Source organism: Senegalia sp. (in: firmicutes) (assembly GCF_052088025.1).
Lineage (GTDB): Bacteria > Bacillota > Clostridia > Tissierellales > SIT17 > Anaeromonas.
This window is the reverse complement of sequence record NZ_JBQCYD010000012.1, coordinates 37,990-60,239: the sequence shown is the minus strand read 5'-3', so window position 1 is coordinate 60,239 and position 22,250 is coordinate 37,990. Positions and strand designations below refer to the sequence as shown.

General features: G+C 30.4%; 28 protein-coding genes and 1 pseudogene. 27 read left to right on the top strand and 2 right to left on the bottom strand.

The features are described from left to right. Positions 1–175: 175 nt before the first annotated feature. Entirely contained in the window at positions 176–982 is an 807-nt protein-coding gene (locus ACTHUW_RS04895; protein ID WP_442196683.1) for a M15 family metallopeptidase, read from the bottom strand. Between the two features lie 127 nt (positions 983–1,109). Between ACTHUW_RS04895 and glpX the strand changes: the two genes are divergently transcribed. The 27 genes from glpX (at position 1,110) to ACTHUW_RS04760 (ending at position 21,854) form a co-directional block, all read left to right on the top strand. Continuing rightward, a complete protein-coding gene (gene glpX, locus ACTHUW_RS04890; RefSeq protein ID WP_442196682.1) occupies positions 1,110–2,117 on the top strand; it encodes a class II fructose-bisphosphatase in 1,008 nt (335 codons plus the stop codon). Positions 2,118–2,331: 214 nt separating this feature from the next. After that, a complete protein-coding gene (gene rho, locus ACTHUW_RS04885; RefSeq protein ID WP_442196681.1) occupies positions 2,332–3,660 on the top strand; it encodes a transcription termination factor Rho in 1,329 nt (442 codons plus the stop codon). Between the two features lie 77 nt (positions 3,661–3,737). Further along, on the top strand, positions 3,738–4,103 hold the full coding sequence (locus tag ACTHUW_RS04880) for a hypothetical protein (protein ID WP_442196680.1): 366 nt from the start codon (positions 3,738–3,740) through the stop codon (positions 4,101–4,103). Then, positions 4,104–4,580, top strand: coding sequence for a Na+/H+ antiporter subunit E (locus tag ACTHUW_RS04875; RefSeq protein WP_442198846.1), 477 nt, complete (start codon positions 4,104–4,106; stop codon positions 4,578–4,580). Positions 4,581–4,585: 5 nt separating this feature from the next. Continuing rightward, positions 4,586–4,846: a monovalent cation/H+ antiporter complex subunit F gene (locus ACTHUW_RS04870; protein ID WP_442196678.1), complete on the top strand. Its 261-nt coding sequence runs from the start codon at positions 4,586–4,588 to the stop codon at positions 4,844–4,846. Continuing rightward, positions 4,843–5,151, top strand: a complete 309-nt coding sequence (mnhG, locus tag ACTHUW_RS04865) for a monovalent cation/H(+) antiporter subunit G (RefSeq protein WP_442196677.1) — start codon at positions 4,843–4,845, stop codon at positions 5,149–5,151. Before ACTHUW_RS04870 ends, mnhG begins: the two co-directional genes overlap by 4 nt. After that, positions 5,148–5,684: a Na(+)/H(+) antiporter subunit B gene (locus tag ACTHUW_RS04860; RefSeq protein WP_442196676.1), complete on the top strand. Its 537-nt coding sequence runs from the start codon at positions 5,148–5,150 to the stop codon at positions 5,682–5,684. The genes mnhG and ACTHUW_RS04860 overlap by 4 nt, the downstream gene beginning before the upstream one ends. After that, positions 5,677–5,937 (top strand): hypothetical protein, encoded by a 261-nt coding sequence (locus ACTHUW_RS04855; protein ID WP_442196675.1) that lies wholly within the window; start codon positions 5,677–5,679, stop codon positions 5,935–5,937. Before ACTHUW_RS04860 ends, ACTHUW_RS04855 begins: the two co-directional genes overlap by 8 nt. Next, positions 5,934–6,338 carry an MnhB domain-containing protein gene (locus tag ACTHUW_RS04850; RefSeq protein WP_442196674.1) on the top strand — a complete coding sequence of 135 codons (405 nt, stop codon included), beginning with the start codon at positions 5,934–5,936 and terminating at the stop codon, positions 6,336–6,338. Before ACTHUW_RS04855 ends, ACTHUW_RS04850 begins: the two co-directional genes overlap by 4 nt. Beyond that, positions 6,339–6,674, top strand: a complete 336-nt coding sequence (locus tag ACTHUW_RS04845) for a sodium:proton antiporter (protein WP_442198847.1) — start codon at positions 6,339–6,341, stop codon at positions 6,672–6,674. Between the two features lie 2 nt (positions 6,675–6,676). After that, the gene (locus ACTHUW_RS04840) at positions 6,677–8,269 is read left to right on the top strand and encodes a complex I subunit 5 family protein (protein WP_442198848.1); all 1,593 of its coding nucleotides are present in this window, start codon (positions 6,677–6,679) and stop codon (positions 8,267–8,269) included. A gap of 107 nt (positions 8,270–8,376) precedes the next feature. Next, positions 8,377–8,574, top strand: a complete 198-nt coding sequence (gene rpmE / locus ACTHUW_RS04835; protein ID WP_442196671.1) for a 50S ribosomal protein L31 — start codon at positions 8,377–8,379, stop codon at positions 8,572–8,574. Positions 8,575–8,651: 77 nt separating this feature from the next. Next, complete coding sequence (locus tag ACTHUW_RS04830) at positions 8,652–9,230, top strand: thymidine kinase (protein ID WP_442196670.1); 579 nt, start codon at positions 8,652–8,654, stop codon at positions 9,228–9,230. Positions 9,231–9,366: 136 nt separating this feature from the next. Next, positions 9,367–9,675: a PTS fructose transporter subunit IIB gene (locus tag ACTHUW_RS04825; RefSeq protein ID WP_442196669.1), complete on the top strand. Its 309-nt coding sequence runs from the start codon at positions 9,367–9,369 to the stop codon at positions 9,673–9,675. A gap of 2 nt (positions 9,676–9,677) precedes the next feature. Next, positions 9,678–10,697, top strand: a complete 1,020-nt coding sequence (locus ACTHUW_RS04820; RefSeq protein ID WP_442210236.1) for a PTS fructose transporter subunit IIC — start codon at positions 9,678–9,680, stop codon at positions 10,695–10,697. Between the two features lie 31 nt (positions 10,698–10,728). Continuing rightward, on the top strand, positions 10,729–11,625 hold the full coding sequence (locus tag ACTHUW_RS04815; protein WP_442212732.1) for a metal ABC transporter solute-binding protein, Zn/Mn family: 897 nt from the start codon (positions 10,729–10,731) through the stop codon (positions 11,623–11,625). Positions 11,626–11,775: 150 nt separating this feature from the next. Continuing rightward, positions 11,776–12,639, top strand: a complete 864-nt coding sequence (prmC, locus tag ACTHUW_RS04810) for a peptide chain release factor N(5)-glutamine methyltransferase (RefSeq protein WP_442196666.1) — start codon at positions 11,776–11,778, stop codon at positions 12,637–12,639. Positions 12,640–12,646: 7 nt separating this feature from the next. Next, positions 12,647–13,186: a chromate transporter gene (locus ACTHUW_RS04805; RefSeq protein ID WP_442196740.1), complete on the top strand. Its 540-nt coding sequence runs from the start codon at positions 12,647–12,649 to the stop codon at positions 13,184–13,186. After that, positions 13,186–13,704 carry a chromate transporter gene (locus tag ACTHUW_RS04800; protein ID WP_442196665.1) on the top strand — a complete coding sequence of 173 codons (519 nt, stop codon included), beginning with the start codon at positions 13,186–13,188 and terminating at the stop codon, positions 13,702–13,704. Before ACTHUW_RS04805 ends, ACTHUW_RS04800 begins: the two co-directional genes overlap by 1 nt. Before the next feature lie 63 nt (positions 13,705–13,767). After that, entirely contained in the window at positions 13,768–14,838 is a 1,071-nt protein-coding gene (gene prfA / locus ACTHUW_RS04795) for a peptide chain release factor 1 (protein WP_442196664.1), read from the top strand. Between the two features lie 65 nt (positions 14,839–14,903). After that, complete coding sequence (locus tag ACTHUW_RS04790; protein WP_442212730.1) at positions 14,904–15,947, top strand: L-threonylcarbamoyladenylate synthase; 1,044 nt, start codon at positions 14,904–14,906, stop codon at positions 15,945–15,947. A 10-nt stretch (positions 15,948–15,957) separates the two neighbouring features. Further along, entirely contained in the window at positions 15,958–16,638 is a 681-nt protein-coding gene (locus tag ACTHUW_RS04785; protein WP_442212727.1) for an arsenate reductase/protein-tyrosine-phosphatase family protein, read from the top strand. Positions 16,639–16,654: 16 nt separating this feature from the next. Next, the gene (rpiB, locus tag ACTHUW_RS04780) at positions 16,655–17,101 is read left to right on the top strand and encodes a ribose 5-phosphate isomerase B (protein ID WP_442196661.1); all 447 of its coding nucleotides are present in this window, start codon (positions 16,655–16,657) and stop codon (positions 17,099–17,101) included. A 34-nt stretch (positions 17,102–17,135) separates the two neighbouring features. Further along, positions 17,136–17,765 carry a uracil phosphoribosyltransferase gene (gene upp / locus ACTHUW_RS04775; protein WP_442196660.1) on the top strand — a complete coding sequence of 210 codons (630 nt, stop codon included), beginning with the start codon at positions 17,136–17,138 and terminating at the stop codon, positions 17,763–17,765. A gap of 124 nt (positions 17,766–17,889) precedes the next feature. Further along, positions 17,890–18,711 carry a pyruvate, water dikinase regulatory protein gene (locus ACTHUW_RS04770; protein ID WP_442196659.1) on the top strand — a complete coding sequence of 274 codons (822 nt, stop codon included), beginning with the start codon at positions 17,890–17,892 and terminating at the stop codon, positions 18,709–18,711. 21 nt (positions 18,712–18,732) lie between these two features. Next, on the top strand, positions 18,733–21,357 hold the full coding sequence (gene ppdK / locus ACTHUW_RS04765) for a pyruvate, phosphate dikinase (RefSeq protein ID WP_442212725.1): 2,625 nt from the start codon (positions 18,733–18,735) through the stop codon (positions 21,355–21,357). 83 nt (positions 21,358–21,440) lie between these two features. Beyond that, complete coding sequence (locus ACTHUW_RS04760) at positions 21,441–21,854, top strand: deoxycytidylate deaminase (RefSeq protein ID WP_442212723.1); 414 nt, start codon at positions 21,441–21,443, stop codon at positions 21,852–21,854. Between the two features lie 30 nt (positions 21,855–21,884). On the opposite strand, the pseudogene ACTHUW_RS04755 reads toward ACTHUW_RS04760, so the two are convergent. Then, positions 21,885–22,250: pseudogene (locus tag ACTHUW_RS04755) on the bottom strand (tryptophan-rich sensory protein); the annotation flags it as partial.

Here is a 22,250-nt window from a genome sequence, read left to right as displayed (position 1 = left end):
CGTTTCTTTTCTTTTACTTAGAAATTATCTCTTGACATATTACCAGATTGCTTTAGTTTGTAGTATTTATACCCAATTTTAACAAGCTTTTCACAAAAAGTTGTCCTTTAAATATAATATAAAAGTTTACATGTAAATATGCATCCTTATTTTTATATTTTAAAATAGGGATCACTTAATAGTGATCCCTAAAATATTCTTCTAAAGTTATATTTAAATCATATATTTTCTTTGCAGTATCAATTCCTACATAGCGAATGTGCCATGGTTCGTAACTGTAACCAGTTACAGACTCCTTACCCTTAGGATATCTTATAATAAATCCAAATTTATGAGCATTTTCAGCTAGCCACATTCCATCAGGAGTATCACCATAAGACTCTGTAAGTTGTAAATCCACAATTTGAGATGTCACATCCATAGTAAGACCTGTTTGATGTTCACTTTGCCCAGCTCTTGCACTAGACTTATTTGCAGCTTCTTCGCCTTTTGCGTCTACATATCTATCAAATAGAGATTTTTGAATATCATATGATCTATAGCCAGACCTTCCATAAAACTTAAAACCAGCATCATTTCCAGCAGCAAACAATTTTTCTATATTACTTGCAGCAACTTCTCTCATGAAACGAACAGGACTATCTTTAAATACAAAAGGTATATCAGGTGCCACTAAATCACTAGGCTCATAATCTGAAGGAAGATTTCTTTCCTTATTTGCTATAACTAGTATATCATTTGGATTAGTTACAACATTTTCTCCACTTGCATTAGTAGTAATAGTTTTTTCTAGATATGACTTAGTATTTTCTTTTTCATCACTTTCATCATCTTTATTCTGTTCTTCATCTTTGGAAGTGTTGTTTTCTTCTTGTTTTTGTTGATTTTGCTTTTCTTTATCATCAGTATTTTCTTTATCTTCACATCCAATTATAGATATAGATAAAATAAATACTGATAATAAAATCATGATTTTTTTCATTAGTCTAAATCCCTCCATTGTCTTATTTATATTATAACAAAAAAACACCTAAAAATGTAAGAAATAAGTTGACTTAATTCAAACATAGTGATAAAAATTAATAGAATACAAAAACGAGGTGGATAATATGAAATTAGATAGAAATTTAGCACTTTCTTTAGTAAGAGTGACAGAAATAGCTGCACTTGCATCAGCAAAATATATGGGTAGAGGCGACAAGATAGGAGCAGATGGAGCAGCGGTAGATGGTATGAGAGGTGCCTTTAACTTAGCAGAAGTAAAGGGAACTGTAGTTATAGGTGAAGGAGAAAAAGATAAAGCACCTATGCTATTTATAGGGGAAGAAATAGGAGCAGGAAGTGATGAATCTATGGAAGTAGATATAGCAGTAGATCCATTAGATGGTACTACACTTGTTGCAAAAGGACTTCCAAATGCAATAGCAGTAATAGCTATGGCACCAAAGGGATGCTTACTGCATGCACCAGATACATATATGGAAAAAATAGTAGTAGGACCTAAAGCTAAAGGAAAAATCAAATTAGATGCGGGAGTAGAAGAAAATCTAAAAGCAGTAGCAAAAGCATTAAACAAAGATATATCAGATTTAACAGTTACAATACAAGATAGACCTAGACATTTTGATTTAATTAGAGAAATCAGACAAATAGGTGCAAGGATAAAACTATTTGGAGAAGGAGACGTAGCAGCAGCTTTAGCTACAGGCTTTGATGATACAGGAATAGATATATTAATGGGAATAGGTGGAGCACCAGAAGGAGTAATAACAGCAGCAGCCATAAAAGCAATGGGTGGAGATATGGTAGCAAGATTAAATGTGAGAAGCGATGAAGAATTACAAAGATGTAGGGATTTAAATTTAACAGATGAAGATATAGATAGAAGTTTATCTCTAGAAGATTTAGTAAAAGGTGATGAAGCATTCTTTTCAGCAACAGGAATAAGTGATGGAGATTTACTAAAAGGTGTAGTATATAAAGGGAACAATGTAGCAAGCACCCATTCCATAGTAATGAGATCAAAAACAGGAACAATCCGCTTTGTAGAAGCAATTCACAAATTAGATAAAAATGATATATTAATTAATTTGATGAAGAAGCATGGTAAGGCTTAATATATAAATAAAAATAGAGATAATATAGTATAAAAGCTATATTATCTCTATTTTTATAAGTTAAAACTATTAATTCTAGCAAATTTTCAAAATATTTAATTGACTTAATATCAACTAAATGATATCATAAGCTATATATGCTTATCTGTATATTTCTTTTAATTTTTCCCAAACAAATTAAAAAACTACATATAAAAATTCCGGAGGTGTCCATTTGAAACGATCTGACTTAGAGTCTATGAAATTAGATGAGTTAAAATCTATGGCAAAAAACGTAGGTTTAAAATCGGTTACCAAATATAGAAAATCTGAACTTATAGATCATTTATTAAAAGCAGGAGATTTAGAAAAAATAGAAAAATTAAATCAAAAAGAGAAACAAAAGAAAGAACTACCAGATAGATTATCTGATGAAATAGATAATTCTAAAGAAATAAACCATGTACAAGGAATACTTGAACTTCATCCAGATGGAGGATACGGATTTTTAAGGCGTGAAAACTACTTATCAGGCGATGATGATATATATATATCACCTTCTCAAATAAGAAGGTTTAATATAAAAACAGGAGATAAAGTCTTTGGTATAACAAGACCTGCAAAGGCTGGAGAAAAATATAATGCACTATTATATGTAAAGAAGATAAATGACTTAGATCCAGAAACCGCAACAAACAGACCAAACTTTGATACTCTTACCCCAATTTATCCTATTAAAAGAATGACTCTTGAAACAAATTCATCTGAACTTTCAACTAGAATAATAGATTTAATAGCACCTATTGGTAGAGGCCAAAGAGGTATGATAGTGGCACCTCCAAAGGCAGGTAAAACTGTACTTTTAAAAAAGGTTGCCAATGCCATTGCTAAGAATCACCCGGACGTAGAAATCATAATATTATTAATAGATGAAAGACCAGAAGAAGTTACAGATATGCAACGTTCTGTAAAGGCAGATGTAGCATATTCTACATTTGATGAACTTCCACGTCATCATACAAAAGTAGCAGAAATGGTACTTGAACGTGCAAAGAGATTAGTAGAACATGGTAAAGATGTAGTAATACTACTAGATAGTATAACAAGACTAGCTCGAGCATATAACCTAATCATACCTGCAACAGGTAGAACATTATCAGGAGGACTTGACCCTGGAGCACTTCATAAACCTAAAAGTTTTTTTGGTGCAGCTAGAAAAATAGAAAATGGTGGAAGTCTTACCATACTTGCCACAGCTTTAATTGATACAGGTAGTAGAATGGATGATGTAATATTTGAAGAGTTTAAAGGCACAGGAAATATGGAAGTACATTTAGATAGAAAATTATCTGAAAAGAGAATATTCCCAGCAATAGATATAAATAAATCTGGCACAAGAAGAGAAGATTTATTATTATCACAAAAAGAACTTGAAACAATATGGAGTATAAGAAAAGCTCTAGGCAATACTTCTACTGTAGATGTAGCAGAAATGATAATAGAAAAATTAATGAATACAAAGACAAATTTTGAATTTATAGAAATGATGAGAAATGCAAAATAGATTAAATTAATTTTTTAAAAATAAAATTTATATTTTAATTTTAGGGTACTTATAATATAAGGAAGAGGTGAAAAATCATGCTTAATAGGCTTAATGAAAATATATATAATATTGTTTGCTCACTTACTTCAATAATGCTTAAGAAAAATGCTACAAACATCGATTTAAATATAGATAATTCAGGTGCATATATAAGAATAGAAATTAATTCGAAAATAGATGACTTAAAGAAAAGTACAATAAAGAAATTCAAACATTTTTTAGAAATAGATAAAGATTATGATATAGAACTGCCATTATATGAAGGCTTATATGATGATGTACATGAAGAGAATTTATATCTAATAGCAGGTATAATAGATAAATCATATGTAGATTATGATGGAGAATATTTAGATATAGTAGTGGAAATAGAAAAAGAAAAGTTAAAAGAGGTGAAATAATTGAAAAAATTTCACCCTAAACTTTTCCTTATACTCTTTATGTTTTGGTTACTACTTACCTTAAATTTAGAAATTTCTAATATTATAGGGGGATTATTAGTATCTTTTATAGTTACATATTTATCTTTTGGTATTCTTTATAGTGAAAAAGGATTTGAATTTACTTTTCCAGGTGTTTTTACTATTATAAAGTACTTTTTCATACTTATTTTTGAAATATATATATCAGCCATAGATTTGATAAAGAGCATCATAAAAAATGAATACAATCCTTCAATAATAGAGTTGAAATTAAATATAAAAGATCCACTACTTATAACACTTGTTGCAAATTCTATAACCTTAACCCCTGGAACTATAACAGTAGATAAAAATGCTAACCATTTGACTGTTATTTATATAAGAGCTGATAAAGATAAAAAGGTAGAAAAGAATATTAGAAAGAAATTTGAAAGAATTTTTAAAACGAAGGATTGATTTATATGTTTTTAATTATAACAATGGTAGTTCTTATACTTGCCATGTTTTTAATTTTACTTAAAATGGTTAAAGGGCCTACACTTTGGGACAGACTCATGTGTCTTAATTTAATCTCAGCAAATGTAACCCTTTTAATAACTGTTTATGCTATATATGAAAAGAATCCTATGTTACTTGATATAGCTATATCATATGGAATAATAGGATTTTTAACTATAACCCTTATTTCAAGATTTTTGATCAGGGGAGGTAGGCAAAAATGATATCTACTTATTTATCAAATGTTTTATTAATTCTTTCATGGATATTCATATTTTTTGGTATTTTGGGTATATATAAATTTAAAAATATTTATGCAAGACTTCTTACAAGTAGCAATATAGATACAGTAGCATTCATAACAATAATATTTGCACTCATAATAAGATCAGGATTAAGTGAATTATCTATAAGGCTTGTTATAATCCTTATTTTTATGCTTTTAACAGGTCCAGTTAGCAATCATATAATTGCAAGGAGTGCATATTTAAATGGAATACCTTCAAAAGAGGATGATGAAGAGATATGAACATAATAATATTACTTCAAATTTTTTTGATTATAATAGCTATTACAGTAATAGTTCTAAAAGATAATTTAAAAGCAGTTATCTTTTTCTCGGTCTTTTCTCTTATTTCTGCCATTCTTTATTTCTTTTATAAGGCACCAGATTTAGCCCTTGCTGAAGCTGCCATAGGAAGTGCTATAACCCCACTAATCTTCATAATAGCAATTTCCAAACAAAGAGAATTTATAGTAGTAAGTGGAAAAGTAGATGATGAGTTTTTAAATGTTGAAAAAAAGACTGGTATAGGATATGTCATGTTAAAGGAACTAACTGAGCATTATAATTTGAAATTAACATTTGTAAAAAGCAAATCAGATATTTCATTTAATATATTTAGAGTTAGAAATGTAGATTTATTTATATACAAAGAAGATGAAAAATATATTTTTAAAGCAAATCCAGTATCTATTATTTCAAATAGATTGAATATGATGTCTAATAATTATGAAGATATAGAAGTAAGGCTCATAGAAGAGGATGAGGTATATGATTAAAAAAGGTATAACTATAATATTACTCATAATAATATTTATAAGCTTTATTTCTATATTAGAAGAATTGGATGTAGATAATTATACCAAGAATTATTTGTTTAACAATGCCTTAAGAGAAACTGGTTCAAAAAATATTATAACTTCTATATACCTTGATTATAGGCTTTATGATTCCTTATTTGAAGCAGGACTTTTACTTGTAACTGTATCTGGTATTATATTCATATCTAAAAGGGATGATGATGTAATATGAAAAAATCAGAAATTTTAACATGTATTTGTAAAATACTCTTTCCATTTATACTCATGTATGGATTTTACGTTATAATAAATGGACACCTGTCACCTGGAGGTGGCTTTCAAGGAGGTACAATACTTGCAACAGCCATACTTATAACCTATATAATTGATGTGCCAATACTTGAAGATATAGCCTTTTTAGTAAAGGTAGAAAAGTATAGCTTCTTTATAATAATATTAGTAGCTATGGCAAGTATCTTTACAAGGGGAACTTTTTTCACAAACTTCATACCAAAAAATATGACTATAAATATAAAGGTTATATTTTTATTATTACTTAACTTTTTAATAGGGATAAAAGTCTCAACAGGGCTTATAACAATATTTACTACATTTATGGAAGAAGGTGAATAGGTGAAATTAGAAATACTTTTTTCATTCATAATAGTATTAATAGGTTTTTATGGACTAGCAATTAGTAAGGGAATAATAAAATCAATTATTTCCCTAAATATAGCACAAGCAGCAATAATATTATTATTTTTAAGCATAGGAGGATCAGAAGGTGGAGAAATACCTATACTTGATGGTAATATAGAAAAAATAGTAGATCCTATCCCTCAAGCACTTATGATAACAACTATAGTAATAGGTGCAAGCATAACAGCTCTATCACTCATGCTTGCTATAAAGGTATTTCATTATTATGGGACACTTAATTGGAAAGATCTTTTTGATAAGGAGGGATAAATTTGGAAAACATACCTATATTTCTAATATTTATACCTATATTTTTAGGTTTAATAATCTATCTTATTCACAATAAAAAGGCCAATTACTTAGCATTTGCATCTCAAATACTTATGATTGTCTTATTTATAATCTATTATGATTATTTTGTGAAATTAGGAAGGCTTCATATATTTACCTTAGGCTTATGGAATAAATCAATTGGAATCACTTTATTAGTAGATAATATCTCTATAGTTTTTATAGCGCTTACAATATTTATTTGGTCAATTATAATACTTTATAGTTTCAATAAAAGAAGTCATGAATATAAATTCTTATTCTTTTTACTATTTTTAGAGGGCTCTTTTATAGCACTTTTACTTAGTAATGACTTGTTTAATATATTTGTTATATTAGATATAATTACAATACTTTCTACCATACTTATTGTCTATAAAAAAGATGGATTTGCAGTAAGGGCAGGACTATATTATCTAGCCTTTAATTCAGTAGGTATACTTTTTTATCTATTAGGTCTAATACTCTTGTATTCATTTACAGGAACATTAAATATGGATATAATAAAATTCAAAATAGAATTTTTCAAAGATACAAATATAATAAAGCTATCATATGTACTTATAATGGCAGCAGTAGGTGTAAAATCAGCACTATTTCCAGTCTATAACTGGTTGCCCAGGGCACATTCTGCAGCTCCATCTGGAATATCAGCCTTACTTTCAGGCTTACTTGTAAAAAGTGGCTTATATGTATTTATTAGAATGAATCAGATGTTTAATATGGATGTATTAAATGATTTTTTCTTTTTATTAGGCTTTTTAACAGGGTTTTTAGGAGTATTATTTGCCCTAAGTCAAAAGGATATAAAACAAATATTGGCATTTCATACCATATCTCAAATAGGTATAATGCTTATGGGAGTATCTGCAATGGAAGGAGAACTTTTACTTGGAGGAATACTTCATATATTTAATCATGCAATATTTAAAACATTATTATTTTTGGCAGCAGGAATTCTCATAAACAGGTATGGGACTAGACGAGTCACAGAAATAAGGGGAGTCTTTAGGGATTCACCTATTCTAGCTATATTTATACTTGTGGGTATATTTTCTATAACAGGAGCCCCCTTATTTAATGGCTATATATCTAAATCTATAATAAAACATGGATTATATGCTAGTAGTATAAAAGTAAATATGCTAAATCTATTAAATTTAGGTACCATGATTTCATTTGTTAAATTTTCACAAATATTTTTTGGGCATTCAAAGGTGGATAAAATACCTCAAAAGAAAAGTGCAATATCTATATTTATATTAGCATTTACCTGTGTATTTTTAGGGCTATTTTCCAAAGCACTAATGGATATTTTATTTGATATAGAGTTATCATATTTGCAAATTTTTGACATAGGTTATATAATTGATTATGGAATAAATTTAATAATAGCTTTTATCATATTTAAGTTACTTATAGAAAAAGATTATAAGGTAATTAAAAAATTACGCCATATAAATTTGTCATTTGGAGCAACTAATATTATGTTATTATCATTTATAGTGATAATGATAATATGGATTAGATTTTAAAATATTGGTTTACAAAAACTAATTAATTGTGATATAATGTATTAGTTGAAAACTGAAAAAAGATAAATTTTATAAATTAAAAGTTGTATCAGAAAGAGGTGATTTTAATGAAAGAAGGAATCCATCCAGAATATAAAACAGTTAAGGTACATTGTGCATGTGGAAATGAGTTTGAGACTGGTTCTACAAAAGATGAGATAAAAGTTGAAATTTGTTCAGAATGTCATCCATTCTACACAGGACGTCAAAAGTTTGCTGATAAAGGCGGACGTGTTGATAAATTCAAGAAGAAATACGGAATGTAATATAAGGATATTTAGGTTAGAAGTTAAAGCTTCTAGCCTTTATTTTTTAAATTTACGGGTGTAATGGAGGAATTTACATGTATGGACCAAAAGATCATGGCTATATAGAAGCAGCAATAGGGCCAATGTATAGTGGCAAAAGTGAGGAACTTATAAGGAGACTTAGAAGAGCAAAAATAGCAAAACAAAAGGTGCAAGTATTTAAACCTGCAATAGATAATAGGTATTCAAAGGTAGATGTAGTAAGTCACAATGGAGATAAGATTGAGGGGATTTGCATAGCAAATTCAAAAGAGATATTAGATCTATTAGAAAATGATACAGAAGTAGTAGGAGTAGATGAAATACAGTTTATGGATGAAGGAATAGTTGATATAGTTAAGGAGCTTGCAAATAAAGGACTCAGGGTGATAGTAGCAGGACTTGATATGGACTTTAGAGGTGAACCATTTGGACCTAGCCCAGAAATTCTAGCAATAGCAGAATTTGTAGATAAACTTACAGCAGTATGTATGGTATGTGGACAACCTGCAACAAGAACGCAAAGATTAATAGATGGCATGCCGGCAAGATATGATGAACCCACAATACTCGTAGGTGCAACAGAAAGCTATGAAGCAAGATGCCGCCTTCACCATGAAGTTAAGTATGGATAGTGAAAGTTAAGGCTCAATTTAGACTATGATAATCATAATCTAAATTGAGCCTTATGTATTGAAAAGCCTTTGATTGTAATGATTACAAAATACTATAGTGGGTATTAATTAGAAAACGATTAAGGGAGCGATGTATATGAAAATAGTAGCTGTAACAGCATGCCCTACAGGTATTGCGCATACATATATTGCAAAAGAAAAACTTATAAAGGCTGCAAAAAAATTAGGTCATGATATAAAGATTGAAACTCAAGGGGCCATAGGAATAGAAAATGAACTTTCAAAAAAGGAAATAGATGAGGCAGATGCTATTATACTTGCAATAGAGATGAATATATCTAAAATGGAAAGATTTGAAGGTTTAGATATATCAAAAATTACTGTAGCAAGAGCTATAAAGAATCCTGAAAAAGAAATAAAAGAAGCATTAAATATGGAGGTTTGATCATGAAAGAAAAACTATTAAACCTTAGAAGATATTTAATGACAGGAGTTTCCTATATGCTTCCATTTATAGTAGGTGGAGGACTGCTCATAGCTTTTGGTACTATATTTGGTAGATTTGGCTTAGAAAATGTAATGGAACCCATGCAAAAATTAGGATATGCTATATTTGGTTTTATACCTCATATAATAGGCGCATATATTGCATTTGGAATAGCAGATAGACCAGGAATTGCACCAGGTTTTGCAGGAGGATATGTAGCAGCTGAAATAGGAGCTGGATTTTTAGGAGGAATATTAGCAGGACTTATTGCAGGTTTTGTAGTAGATGCACTTAAAAAAGTGCCTTTTCATCCATATATAGTTACGCTTAAACCAATGATGTTTATACCTCTTGTAGGTATGGCTATAACTGGCTTATTAGTTGCACTTATAGGTCAACCAATAAGCTCACTTCAAGGATTTTTAGATAATTGGCTGCTTGAAATAAGTGGTACAAATGCAGTGCTTTTAGGGGCAATACTTGGAGCAATGCTTGCATTTGACATGGGTGGACCTATAAATAAAATAGCCCTTACCTTTATAATAGGAGCATATTCTCAGCAGATATTTGGCCCAAATGCAGCAGCATTTGCAGGAATCATGACACCACCAATATCAGCAGCACTTGCAAGCTTTATTGTGCCAAAGAAATTTACCCAAGTAGAGAAAGCAAATTCACTTTCAGCACTATTTACAGGACTTTTAGGTATTACAGAAGGGGCTATCCCCTATGCTGTTACCAATCCACTTAGAGTTATACCAGCATTTGTAATAGGGTCATCAGTAGGTGGAGCACTTATTATGGCATTTAATATAGAGACTCAACTATTTGGAGGTATATTAGCATTTCCCTTTACAGAAAAATGGTATTTATTTTTATTAGCACTTATGATAGGAATAGCTATAAGCACCTTGCTTTTAATATTATTTAAAAAAGAAGTAACAGAGGAATTAGAAGAAGAAGGAAAAGTGACACTTTAGAAGCCTAGCATGTGTCATCAAGGAGGTAAAAATGAAAAAGATATTTATGATGTTAATAGTATTGTTAGCACTTACAGGATGTAGTGATGATGAGCTAGCAGATGATGATGGCAAAATCACTGTTGCTGCCGGCGTGCCGCCTATCAAGGGTTTTATAGATGCTATTACACAAGGTGATATGGAAGTTGTGACTATGATTCCCCCAGGTAACAGTCCTACAAATTATCAACCATCACCAAAAGAACTACAAAAATTTAGTGATGCAAAAGTTTATTTTGCAATGGGAGTCCCAGCAGAAAATTCTAATATAATTCCAAAGGCCAAGGATTTAAATGAAAATATTGAAATAGTCAATCTAGCAAAAGGTGTATCGGAAGTTTATCCCATGAGAAATTTTAGTGAAGATGAAGACCATAGCCATGAAGAAGATGAAGATCATGAAGGAGAAGATCCACATATATGGCTTTCACCTAAAAGAGTTATTGAAATGATTGACATTATAAGAGATAAATTAATAGAAATAAGTCCAGAAAATGAAGAAACTTATAAGGAAAATGCTGAAAATTACAAGGATGAATTAAGCACTATAGATGATTCTATAAAGGAGACTTTAAAGGGAGTAAAAAATCAATCTTTCATCATATATCATCCATCATTTGGCTATTTTGCAGATGATTATGGTTTGAATATGATTGCAATAGAAGAATCAGGCAAGGAAGCTAGTGCAAAGAGAATAACAGAAGTTATAGACTTTGCTAAGGATAATAATATAAAATTTGTTTTTTATCAAGGTGAATTCTCTAGTACTCAAGCAGAAACTATAGCAAAAGAAATTGATGGAGAAGCTATAAAGGTAAATCCCTTATCAGAAGAATATATAGAAAATATGAAAAATATCTCAGAAAAATTTAAAGAAGTTTTAAAATAATAATATATTATTATTTTAAAAGAATAATTGACATCAAACAAGGGTATATAAAAAAAGGTAAGTTAGATATAAAATCTCTGCCATATAAAATTGGTGGAGTTTTTATAATATGATATAATTTCATAGACAAAATTTTAAGGAGTGTTTAAATTGGCACATACTGTACGGGAATTATTAGGAAGAGGATACAATTATCTTAAAAAAAATGAAATAAAAAATCCAAGGCTTGAAGCAGAATTAATTGTTTGTTATTTATTAGATGTAGATAAGGCCTATCTTTATACACATCCAAATCGTATAGTAGATGAAAAAATAATCAATAAATTTGATGAACTTACAAGTAAAAGAAAAGAAGGTTACCCCATACAATATATTTTAGAAAATCAAGAATTTATGGGACTGGACTTTCATGTAGGTGAAGGTGTACTTGTACCAAGAGCTGATACTGAAATACTGACTGAATATATTATAAAAATGGCCCTAAAATGTGAAAAAGAAAAATTAAATATAATGGATATAGGTACAGGCAGTGGAGCTATAACCCTTAGTCTTGCTTATTATATAAAAGATGCATATATATATTCTGTGGATATAAGTGAAGATGCAATAAGAATAGCAAGAAAAAATAAAAGAAGAATGAAATTAGAAGATAAGGTTAAATTTATAAATAAGGATATATTAGAAGGATTTCCTCAAATAGATGAAAAGATGGATATAATAGTATCAAATCCTCCCTATATACCTTCAAGGGATATAGATGATTTACAAATAGAAGTATCCAAATATGAGCCTAGACTTGCACTAGATGGTGGAGATGATGGACTTGTATTTTATAAATATATAACAAAAAAGGCAAGAGAAAAACTTACAGAAGATGGAGTCCTCTGCTATGAAATAGGATATGATCAAGGATTAAGCGTCAAAAATATAATGAATGAAAATGGCTTTAAAAATATAGAGATATTAAAGGATTTATCAGGAAGAGATAGAGTGGTAGTAGGAAGGATGAATTAGTTTGAGGATGCTTTTTAAGTTTTTTATTACCTTTTTTAAAATAGGATTATTTACAATAGGTGGAGGATATGCAATGCTACCTCTTATACAAAGAGAAGTTGTAGATAATAATAAATGGTTAGATGAGAAAGAATTTCTAGATACACTTGCAGTAGCCCAATCATCACCAGGAGCTGTATCTATAAATACTTCAATACTTGTAGGATATAAATTAAGTCGAATAAAAGGAGCTATTTTTTGTGCGCTTGGAGTTGCGCTTCCTTCTTTTATCATAATATTATTTGTAGTTAAATTTGTATATGGATTTAGAGATAATATAATAGTTGAAAAAGTTTTTAGGGGTTTAACTCCTGCAGTAGTTGGTCTTATAGGTGCATCATTATTTAATTTATATCGTTCTGCCCACCTAAATATTTTGCTTACAATAGTTTCAATACTTGCCGCAGTATTTATAATAATGTTTGGCATGAGTCCAGTATATATAATATTAATTGCAGCTCTTTTTTCAATAACATATCATAAAGTTAAAGAAAAGAGGGAAAACTAATGATATCATTTAAATTGTTTTTATCATTTTTTAAAATAGGATTATTTAGCTTTGGTGGAGGTCTTGCAATGCTTCCATTCATACAAGAAGAATTAATAGAAAATAGAGGATGGATAAGTGCTAAGGAATTTATAGATATGCTTGCAATATCGCAAGTAACTCCTGGGCCTATTGCCATAAATGCTGCTACATTTTTAGGCTTTAGCATAAAAGGAGTACTAGGTTCAGCTATTGCAACAGTTTCTGTTATACTTCCTTCATTTATAATATTGATAATAATAGCTCATTTCTTAGAAAAATTCAAAAACTCTAAATATGTAGAATGGATTTTTGCTGGAATTAGACCAGTAGTACTAGGACTTGTAGCCTCAGCCCTATATTTAGTAGGAAAAGAATCTATTGTAGATATAAAGGGTGCTATTTTAGCTCTTATAATATTCTTTCTAGTAGGAATAAAAAAAGTAAATCCAATAATATGTATAATAGGTGCAGCAATAACAGGAATTTTAATATATTAATTCGACTTTTAATTAAAAATTTGATATAATATATTATTGGTAAAAGGGATTGGAGTGAATCAAATGTTAGAGAAATTAGATTTTCTAGAAGAAAAATATAAAGACTTAAATGGAAAAATCAGTGACCCAGATATAATTAATAATATGAATGAATGGCAAAAGTATGTAAAAGAACATGCTGAAGTAGAACCAATTGTAATGAAATATAGAGAATATAAAGAAGTAGTAGAAGGAATTGCAGAATCAAAAGAGATGTTAAATGATAAATTAGAAGATGATTTCAAGGAAATGGTCAAGGAAGAATTAAACGAGCTTCAAGAACAAGAAGAAGAATTACAAGAAGAAATCAAATTCTTACTTATACCAAAAGACCCTAATGATGAAAAGAACGTTATAGTAGAAGTGCGTGCAGGAGCTGGTGGAGATGAAGCTGGTATCTTTGCAGGAAACTTATTTAGAATGTATTCAAGATTTGCAGAAAGACAAGGTTGGAAAGTAGATATCATGAGTACAAGTGGTCAAGGTGTAGGTGGATTTAAAGAAATAGTATTTATGATAAAGGGTAAGGGAGCATATTCTAAACTTAAATATGAATCAGGAGTTCATAGGGTTCAAAGAGTACCAGAAACAGAATCAGGTGGTAGAATTCATACATCCACAGCAACGGTTGCAGTATTACCTGAAGTGGATGATGTAGAAGTAGATATAAACATGAATGATGTAAGAGTAGATGTTTATCGCTCATCAGGTAATGGAGGACAAAGTGTAAACACAACCGATTCAGCAGTAAGGCTTACTCATGTTCCTACAGGGATAGTAGTAGCTATGCAAGATGAGAAATCTCAACTTAAAAACAAGGATAAGGCATTTAAAGTACTAAAGGCAAGAATATATGAAAAACAAGTTTCAGAACAAAACAAGGAAATAGCAGATGCTAGAAAATCTCAAGTTGGTACAGGAGATAGATCAGAAAGGATAAGAACATATAATTATCCTCAAGGTAGAATAACAGATCATAGAATAAATGTAACAGTATATAAATTAGAAAATTTCCTAGATGGAGATATAGAAGAAATGCTAGATGCACTTATAACAAGTGATCAAACAGAGAAGCTTAAGACTATAGAGAAATAAGAAGCGAACCTAGGGGTTCGCTTTTATTATAATATGACAAGAAATATCTATTAGAAGGTGTAAAAATGAATAAAAAAACTATAATAAAAAAAGCAGATGAAAAAGATGCCTTAAAGGAAGCAGCTAGTTTACTTAAGTCCGGTGGACTTGTAGTAATTCCAACAGAAACAGTATATGGTCTTGGAGCAAATGCACTAGATGCTAGGGCAGTAGAAAACATATTTAAGGCTAAGGGCAGACCAAGTGATAATCCATTGATAGTTCATATATCAGATATTAGTGAATTGAATAATTTAGTAAAGAATATCACTAATACTGCAAAAATAGCAATGGATAAATTCTGGCCAGGTCCCTTGACTCTTGTCATGGAAAAAAGTGATATAATTCCAAATATAATAACAGCTGGACTTGATACAGTAGCTATAAGAATGCCGGATAATATGGTAGCAAGACAAATAATAAGGCTTGCAGGACTTCCTATAGCTGCACCAAGTGCAAATACATCAGGAAAACCTAGTCCTACTAATGTAGAACATGTCATAGAAGATTTATTTTCTAAAGTGGATATGATAATAGATGGTGGTAAAACTATAGTAGGAGTAGAATCAACAGTTCTTGATGTAACAGGTGATATACCTATGATACTTAGACCAGGAGATGTAACAAGAGAAGATTTGCTTGAAGTTTTTAATCAAGTAGAAGAAGATATTTCTATTATGAAAGATGATAAAAATATAATACCTAAATCCCCAGGACAAAAATATAAACATTATTCACCTAAGGCTAATATGAAGATAATAACAGGAGATTTAGAAAATATAGTAGTAAGGATAAATGAATTAGAAAAAAAATATAGGGAAAAAGGATTAAAAGTGGGTATATTAGCAACAGTAGAAACAATGGATAAATACAAGGAAGAAAATTTGTTGGTACTTGGATCAAGAAAAAATCCAAAAGAAATAGCAGCAAAATTGTTTTTTCTTTTAAGGAAATTTGATAAGATGAATGTAGATATAATACTTGCAGAAGGAATTGAAGAAATAGGTATTGGTAGTGCTATAATGAATAGAATGAAAAAAGCAGCTGGTTTTGATATAGAAAAAGTATAGGAGTGATTATATGAAAAACATTCTTTTTGTATGTACAGGAAACACCTGCAGAAGTAGTATGGCAGAAGCAATGCTAAAGGATATGATGAAGGATAAGGATGTATTTATTTATTCAAGAGGAGTATCAGCCATAGAGAACATGAGTGCATCAAAACATGTAATAAGAGTTATGGAAAATATGGGAATAGATATGACAAATCATAAGTCAAAATTACTTACAAAAAAAGATGTAGATAAGGCAGATATCATCCTTACAATGACTCTAAATCACAAATCATTAGTAGTGAACTTATATCCACATGCAAAAGGAAAAATATATACATTAAAAGAATATGCAAATAGAGATGTAGATATAAATGCTATATTAGATGAAATAAATGATATATATAAGGAAATAAATAAAAAAAGAGACCACCTTATGAAAGAAAGGCAAGGTGAAGTTGCAAGACTTCAAGAAAGAAAAAGAAATCTATTAAAAGAAGTAGAAAAAATAGAAGATGAATTGATAGAATGGAGACGGGATATAGAAGCCGAACTTGAAGATGAAAAGGCAAAAATAATCAATCTACAAAGAAAAATCCCAGAACTTGATGTAGAAGATCCATTTGGAGGACCTACTTCACAGTATAGGGAAAGTGCAGAAGAGATAAAATCTGCCTTAGAAAAAATAATAGATGAACTAGACAATTAAAAAGGAGATGTAAAAGATGAAAATAGCAATAGGAAGTGACCATGGAGGATTTGATTTAAAGAATGAAATAATAGGATATTTAAAGGAAGCTGGATATGAATACAATGATTTTGGAACATATTCTACTGACTCAGTAGATTATCCTGATTTTGGTAAAAAAGTATCAGAATCTGTAGCAAAAGGTGAATATGATAAAGGAATAGTAATATGTGGAACAGGTATAGGTATTTCAATATCAGCAAATAAAGTGCGTGGAATAAGATGTGCCTTATGTTCAGATATTTATTCTGCAAAAAAAGCTGCTGAACATAACAATGCAAATCTTATAGCACTAGGTGGACGCGTACTAGGCGTTGATCTTGCAAAAGCTATAGTAGAAGCATATCTTAGCTCCGAATTTGAAGGGGGACGACACGAGAGGCGTGTAAATAAGATTATGGATATAGAAGAAAATATGTTATAATATTTAAGATTAAAATTTGAAAGGAGATGCGTACATGGGAGAATTATTTTTAATGGACCACCCATTAATAAAGCACAAAATCACATTTATAAGAGATAAAAATACAGGAGCAAAAGAATTTAGAGAACTTGTAAAGGAAGTTTCTATGCTTATGGGATATGAGGTTACTAGAAATTTAGAGCTTGAAGAAATAGAAATAGAAACACCAGTATCTAAAACAAAGGCAAAGGTTATAGCAGGAAAAAAATTAGGAATAGTACCAATACTTAGGGCAGGGCTTGGAATGGTAGAAGGAATGCTTACCTTACTTCCAGCAGCAAAAGTAGGTCATGTTGGATTATATAGGGACCCTGAAACACTAGAAGCTGTAGAATATTACTGTAAATTACCATCAGATGTAAGGGAGAGAACCTTTATAATAACAGATCCAATGCTTGCAACAGGAGTGTCTGCAAATAGTGCAATAGATGCAGTTAAAAAAAGAGGAGCAATAGATATTAAACTAATGTGTTTAATAGCAGCACCAGAAGGAATAAAGGTAATACAAGAAGCACATCCAGATGTAGATATATATCTTGGAGAATTAGATGAGAAATTAAATGAACATGCTTATATTGTACCAGGACTTGGAGATGCAGGCGATAGACTTTTTGGAACAAAATAATATTAGACATAGAGTAAATCTCTATGTCTTTTTTAATATAAAAAAGTATTGACAAAAAAAGCATTATGGCATACTATAGAAACATAAATCACATATAGTATAACACATATAAAGGGGTGATTAATTGGAGGAGCTTAAAATCTATATTATTTCTGATTCCTTGGGAGAAACAGGAGAAATAATATTAAAGGCAGCTATATCACAATTTAAAACAGATAAATATGAGATAAACAGATATTCTCATATCACAGATATTATAAAATTAGAAAAAATACTGAAAAAGGCAAGTAGAGAAGATGATGTGTTAGTTATCTATACCTTAGTGAATGAAGAATTAGTAAGCCTTATAAATGAATTTGCTAAAAGATGTGAAATACCAACCCTTGACTTATTAAGTCCACTTTTAAATGCTTTATCAGAGACCTTAGACAACAAACCAATAAGAAAATCTGGTAACATAAGAAATTTGGATGAAGCATACTTTTCTAGAGTGGCTGCTATAGAATTTGCGGTTAAATATGATGATGGAAAAGATCCAAGAGGGTTTTTAGAAGCAGATCTAGTCTTAGTAGGAGTATCTAGAACTTCAAAGACACCACTTAGTATGTATCTTGCAAATAAAAATATAAAGGTAGCAAATTTACCACTTGTAAATGAAATTGAACCACCAAAAGAAATATTTGAAATACCTAAAAAAAGAATAATAGGACTTACAAACTCACCAGAAAAATTAAATGCTATAAGAGAAGTAAGACTTAAGTCATTAGGACTTAGGGAAAATTCAAACTATGCTTCGATTTCAAGGATATTAGATGAACTTGAGTATGCAGATAAAATAATGAAGAGATTAGGTTGTCCTATCATAGATGTATCAAATAAAGCTATAGAAGAAACAGCTGATAATGTATTATCTCTACTTGATAAAAATGGAATAAGTTTTGAATAAATATTAATAGGGGGCAATTAGATGTCAAATAAATATGTATATAATTTTAATGAAGGAAAAAAAGAAATGAAATCTCTACTAGGAGGAAAAGGTGCCAATTTATGTGAAATGACAAATTTAGGATTACCAGTACCTTTTGGATTTACACTTACAACAGAGGCATGTAACAGATTTTATGATGAAAATGAAAAGATATGGATTGAATTACATGAAGAAATAAAACAACATTTATCAGATTTAGAAAAATCACTTGATAAGAGTTTTTCTGATGAAGAAAATCCTCTACTTGTATCAGTTCGTTCAGGTGCAGTTACTTCCATGCCTGGTATGATGGATACAATACTTAATTTAGGATTAAATGATATATCTGTAAAGGGCCTTGCTAAATCTACAGGAAATGAAAGATTTGCCTATGATAGCTATAGACGATTTATCCAAATGTTTTCAGATGTAGCAATGGAAATACCAAAAGTTAGATTTGATAATCTGCTTGAAGATATGAAAGAAAAAAAGAATACAGAACTTGATACTGATTTGAGCGCAAAAGATTTAAAAGAATTAGTAAAACAATATAAAAAGGTATATGAAGAAGAAATGGGAGAAGAGTTCCCACAAGACCCTATAAAGCAATTGGAACTTGCCATAGAAGCGGTATTTAAATCATGGAATAATCCAAGAGCACGTATATATAGAAAAATAAACAATATATCACATAAACTAGGTACAGCAGTAAACGTACAATCCATGGTATTTGGAAATATGGGTGATACTTCAGGTACTGGAGTTGCATTTACTAGAAATCCAGCAACAGGTGAAAATAAATTATTTGGAGAATATCTAATAAATGCACAGGGAGAAGATGTAGTTGCAGGAATTAGAACACCTAAGGAAATATCACATCTTAAAATTACAATGCCTGATGTATTTGAAGAATTTGTAGATATAACTAAAAAACTAGAAGAACATTATAAGGATATGCAAGATATTGAATTCACAATAGAGAACAAAAAATTATATATGTTACAAACTAGAACAGGAAAAAGAACAGCTCAAGCTGCAATAAATATAGCAGTTGATCTTGTAAAGAACAATATAATAGAAAAAGAAGAAGCTCTACTTAGAATAGAGCCAAATACATTAAATCAATTATTACATCCTACATTTGAAAGAGCAGCATTAGATGAGGCAGAAATTATAGGTTCAGGACTTGCAGCATCCCCTGGAGCAGCTTCTGGAAGAATATACTTTAATGCTCATGATGTAGTAGAAGCAAAGGCAAGAGGTGAAATGTCAATACTTGTAAGACAAGAAACTTCACCAGAAGATATAGAAGGTATGATATCAGCAGAAGGAATCCTCACATCACGTGGTGGTATGACATCACATGCTGCAGTAGTTGCACGTGGAATGGGTAAATGTTGCGTTGCAGGATGTAGTGAAATAAGAGTAAGTGAAGAGAAAAAGGAAATGAGAACCAAAGATTTCACACTAAAAGAAGGAGATTATGTTTCCCTAGATGGAAGTACAGGTAAGGTTTATAAGGGAATGATAAACAAAGTAAAACCAGAACTCAGTGGAAGCTTTAGTGAGTTTATGCAGTGGGTAGATGAAGTTAAAACTATGGGAGTTAGAACAAATGCAGATACACCAAAAGATGCTGCTCAAGCATTAGAATTTGGAGCAGAAGGAATAGGTCTTTGTAGAACAGAGCATATGTTCTTTGATGAAAAGAGAATACCATCTGTAAGAAAAATGATACTTTCAAATACATTAAAAGAAAGAGAAAAGGCACTAGCTGAACTTCTACCTTTTCAAATAGAAGACTTTTTAGGATTATACAAGGTGATGGGAGAAAGACCAGTAACAGTAAGATTGCTTGATCCACCACTTCATGAATTTTTACCAACAAAGAAAACAGATATAGAATCACTTTCAAAGGCAATGGATGTAGATGTTGAAGACATGATAGATAGAATAGAAGAATTAGGAGAAGTTAACCCAATGCTAGGTCATCGCGGTTGTAGACTTGCAGTAACTTATCCAGAAATATATAAAATGCAAGTTCGCGCTATAATAGAAGCAGCTATAGAAATTAAAGAAGAAGGTTTTGAAAAAATAAAACCAGAAATAATGATACCACTTGTAGGACATATAGAAGAATTAAAATATGTTAAGGGACAAATTTTAGAAGAAATAGAAAAAGTATTTGAAGAAAAGCAAACAAAGGTAAAATATATGATAGGCACAATGATAGAAATACCAAGAGCAGCAATAACAGCAGATGAAATAGCAACTGAAGCAGAATTCTTTAGCTTTGGAACAAATGACCTTACACAAATGGGCTTTGGATTTTCCCGTGATGATGCAGGTAAATTCTTAGATGAATATGTAAATAAAGAAATATTAGAAAGAGATCCTTTCCAAGCAATAGATAGAAAAGGTGTAGGAAAACTTATGAAAATGGCAATAGAAGGTGGAAAGGAAACAAATAAAGGTATTAAACTTGGAATATGTGGAGAACATGGAGGAGAACCATCATCAGTAGAGTTCTGCCATGAATTAGGGCTTCACTATGTATCTTGCTCACCATTTAGAGTTCCAATAGCAAGACTTTCAGCAGCACAAGCAGCAATTAAAAATAAATAGTAGTATCAAAATATAGAGAGATTCCTTTAAAGGTTTCTCTCTATATTTATTTGTGGTAAACTAAAAGTAAGTGGGGTGAAAATATGAGAAAAGATTGGGATAACTATTTTATGGATATAGCATGTAAGGTAGCTGAGAGAAGCACATGTCCAAGACTTCATGTAGGGGCTGTTATAGCAAAGGATAAGAGGATAAAGGGTACAGGATATAATGGAAGTCCAGCAGGATTACCTCATTGTGAAGATGTGGGCTGTCATATAGTAAATAACCACTGCACTCGTACAATTCATGCAGAAGTCAACTGCCTTCTTGAAACAACACCTGATGAAAGAAAAGAAGCTACAATATATGTGACACATCAACCTTGTCCAGAATGTCAAAAGCTAATCATAACTTCAGGTATAAAAAGAGTAGTATTTTTAAAGGATTATAGTCCGTCAATAAATTGGTTCGAAGAAAGAGATGATATAGAAGTAGTATATTTAGATAAAAAATAATCCAGGGAAGAATTCTTCCCTGGATTATTTTTATGACCTTACAGCTCTGATAAGCACAAATAAATCTACAATTGATACTATTATTATAGCTCCTATTACAGTGGTAATAATCGAAGGATACATAGAGTTAAATCCAGATTCAGATAAATGTTTAATCAATATCCCAGCATAGGCCCATATTATAACAAGTCCATATGCAAAGTCTCTATTTTTTAAAATGGTTACTATTGCAATTATAGCACCTACAATTATAATAGTAATAGTCCAAAAAACCTCAGAAATTCCGAATCTATTCCATCCTATATCAACTAAAAAGGCAGTTATGTTTGCAATAGTTGCAACAGTAATCCATCCAAAATAAATACTAAATGGAAGGGAAATAAATAATTTTTCCTT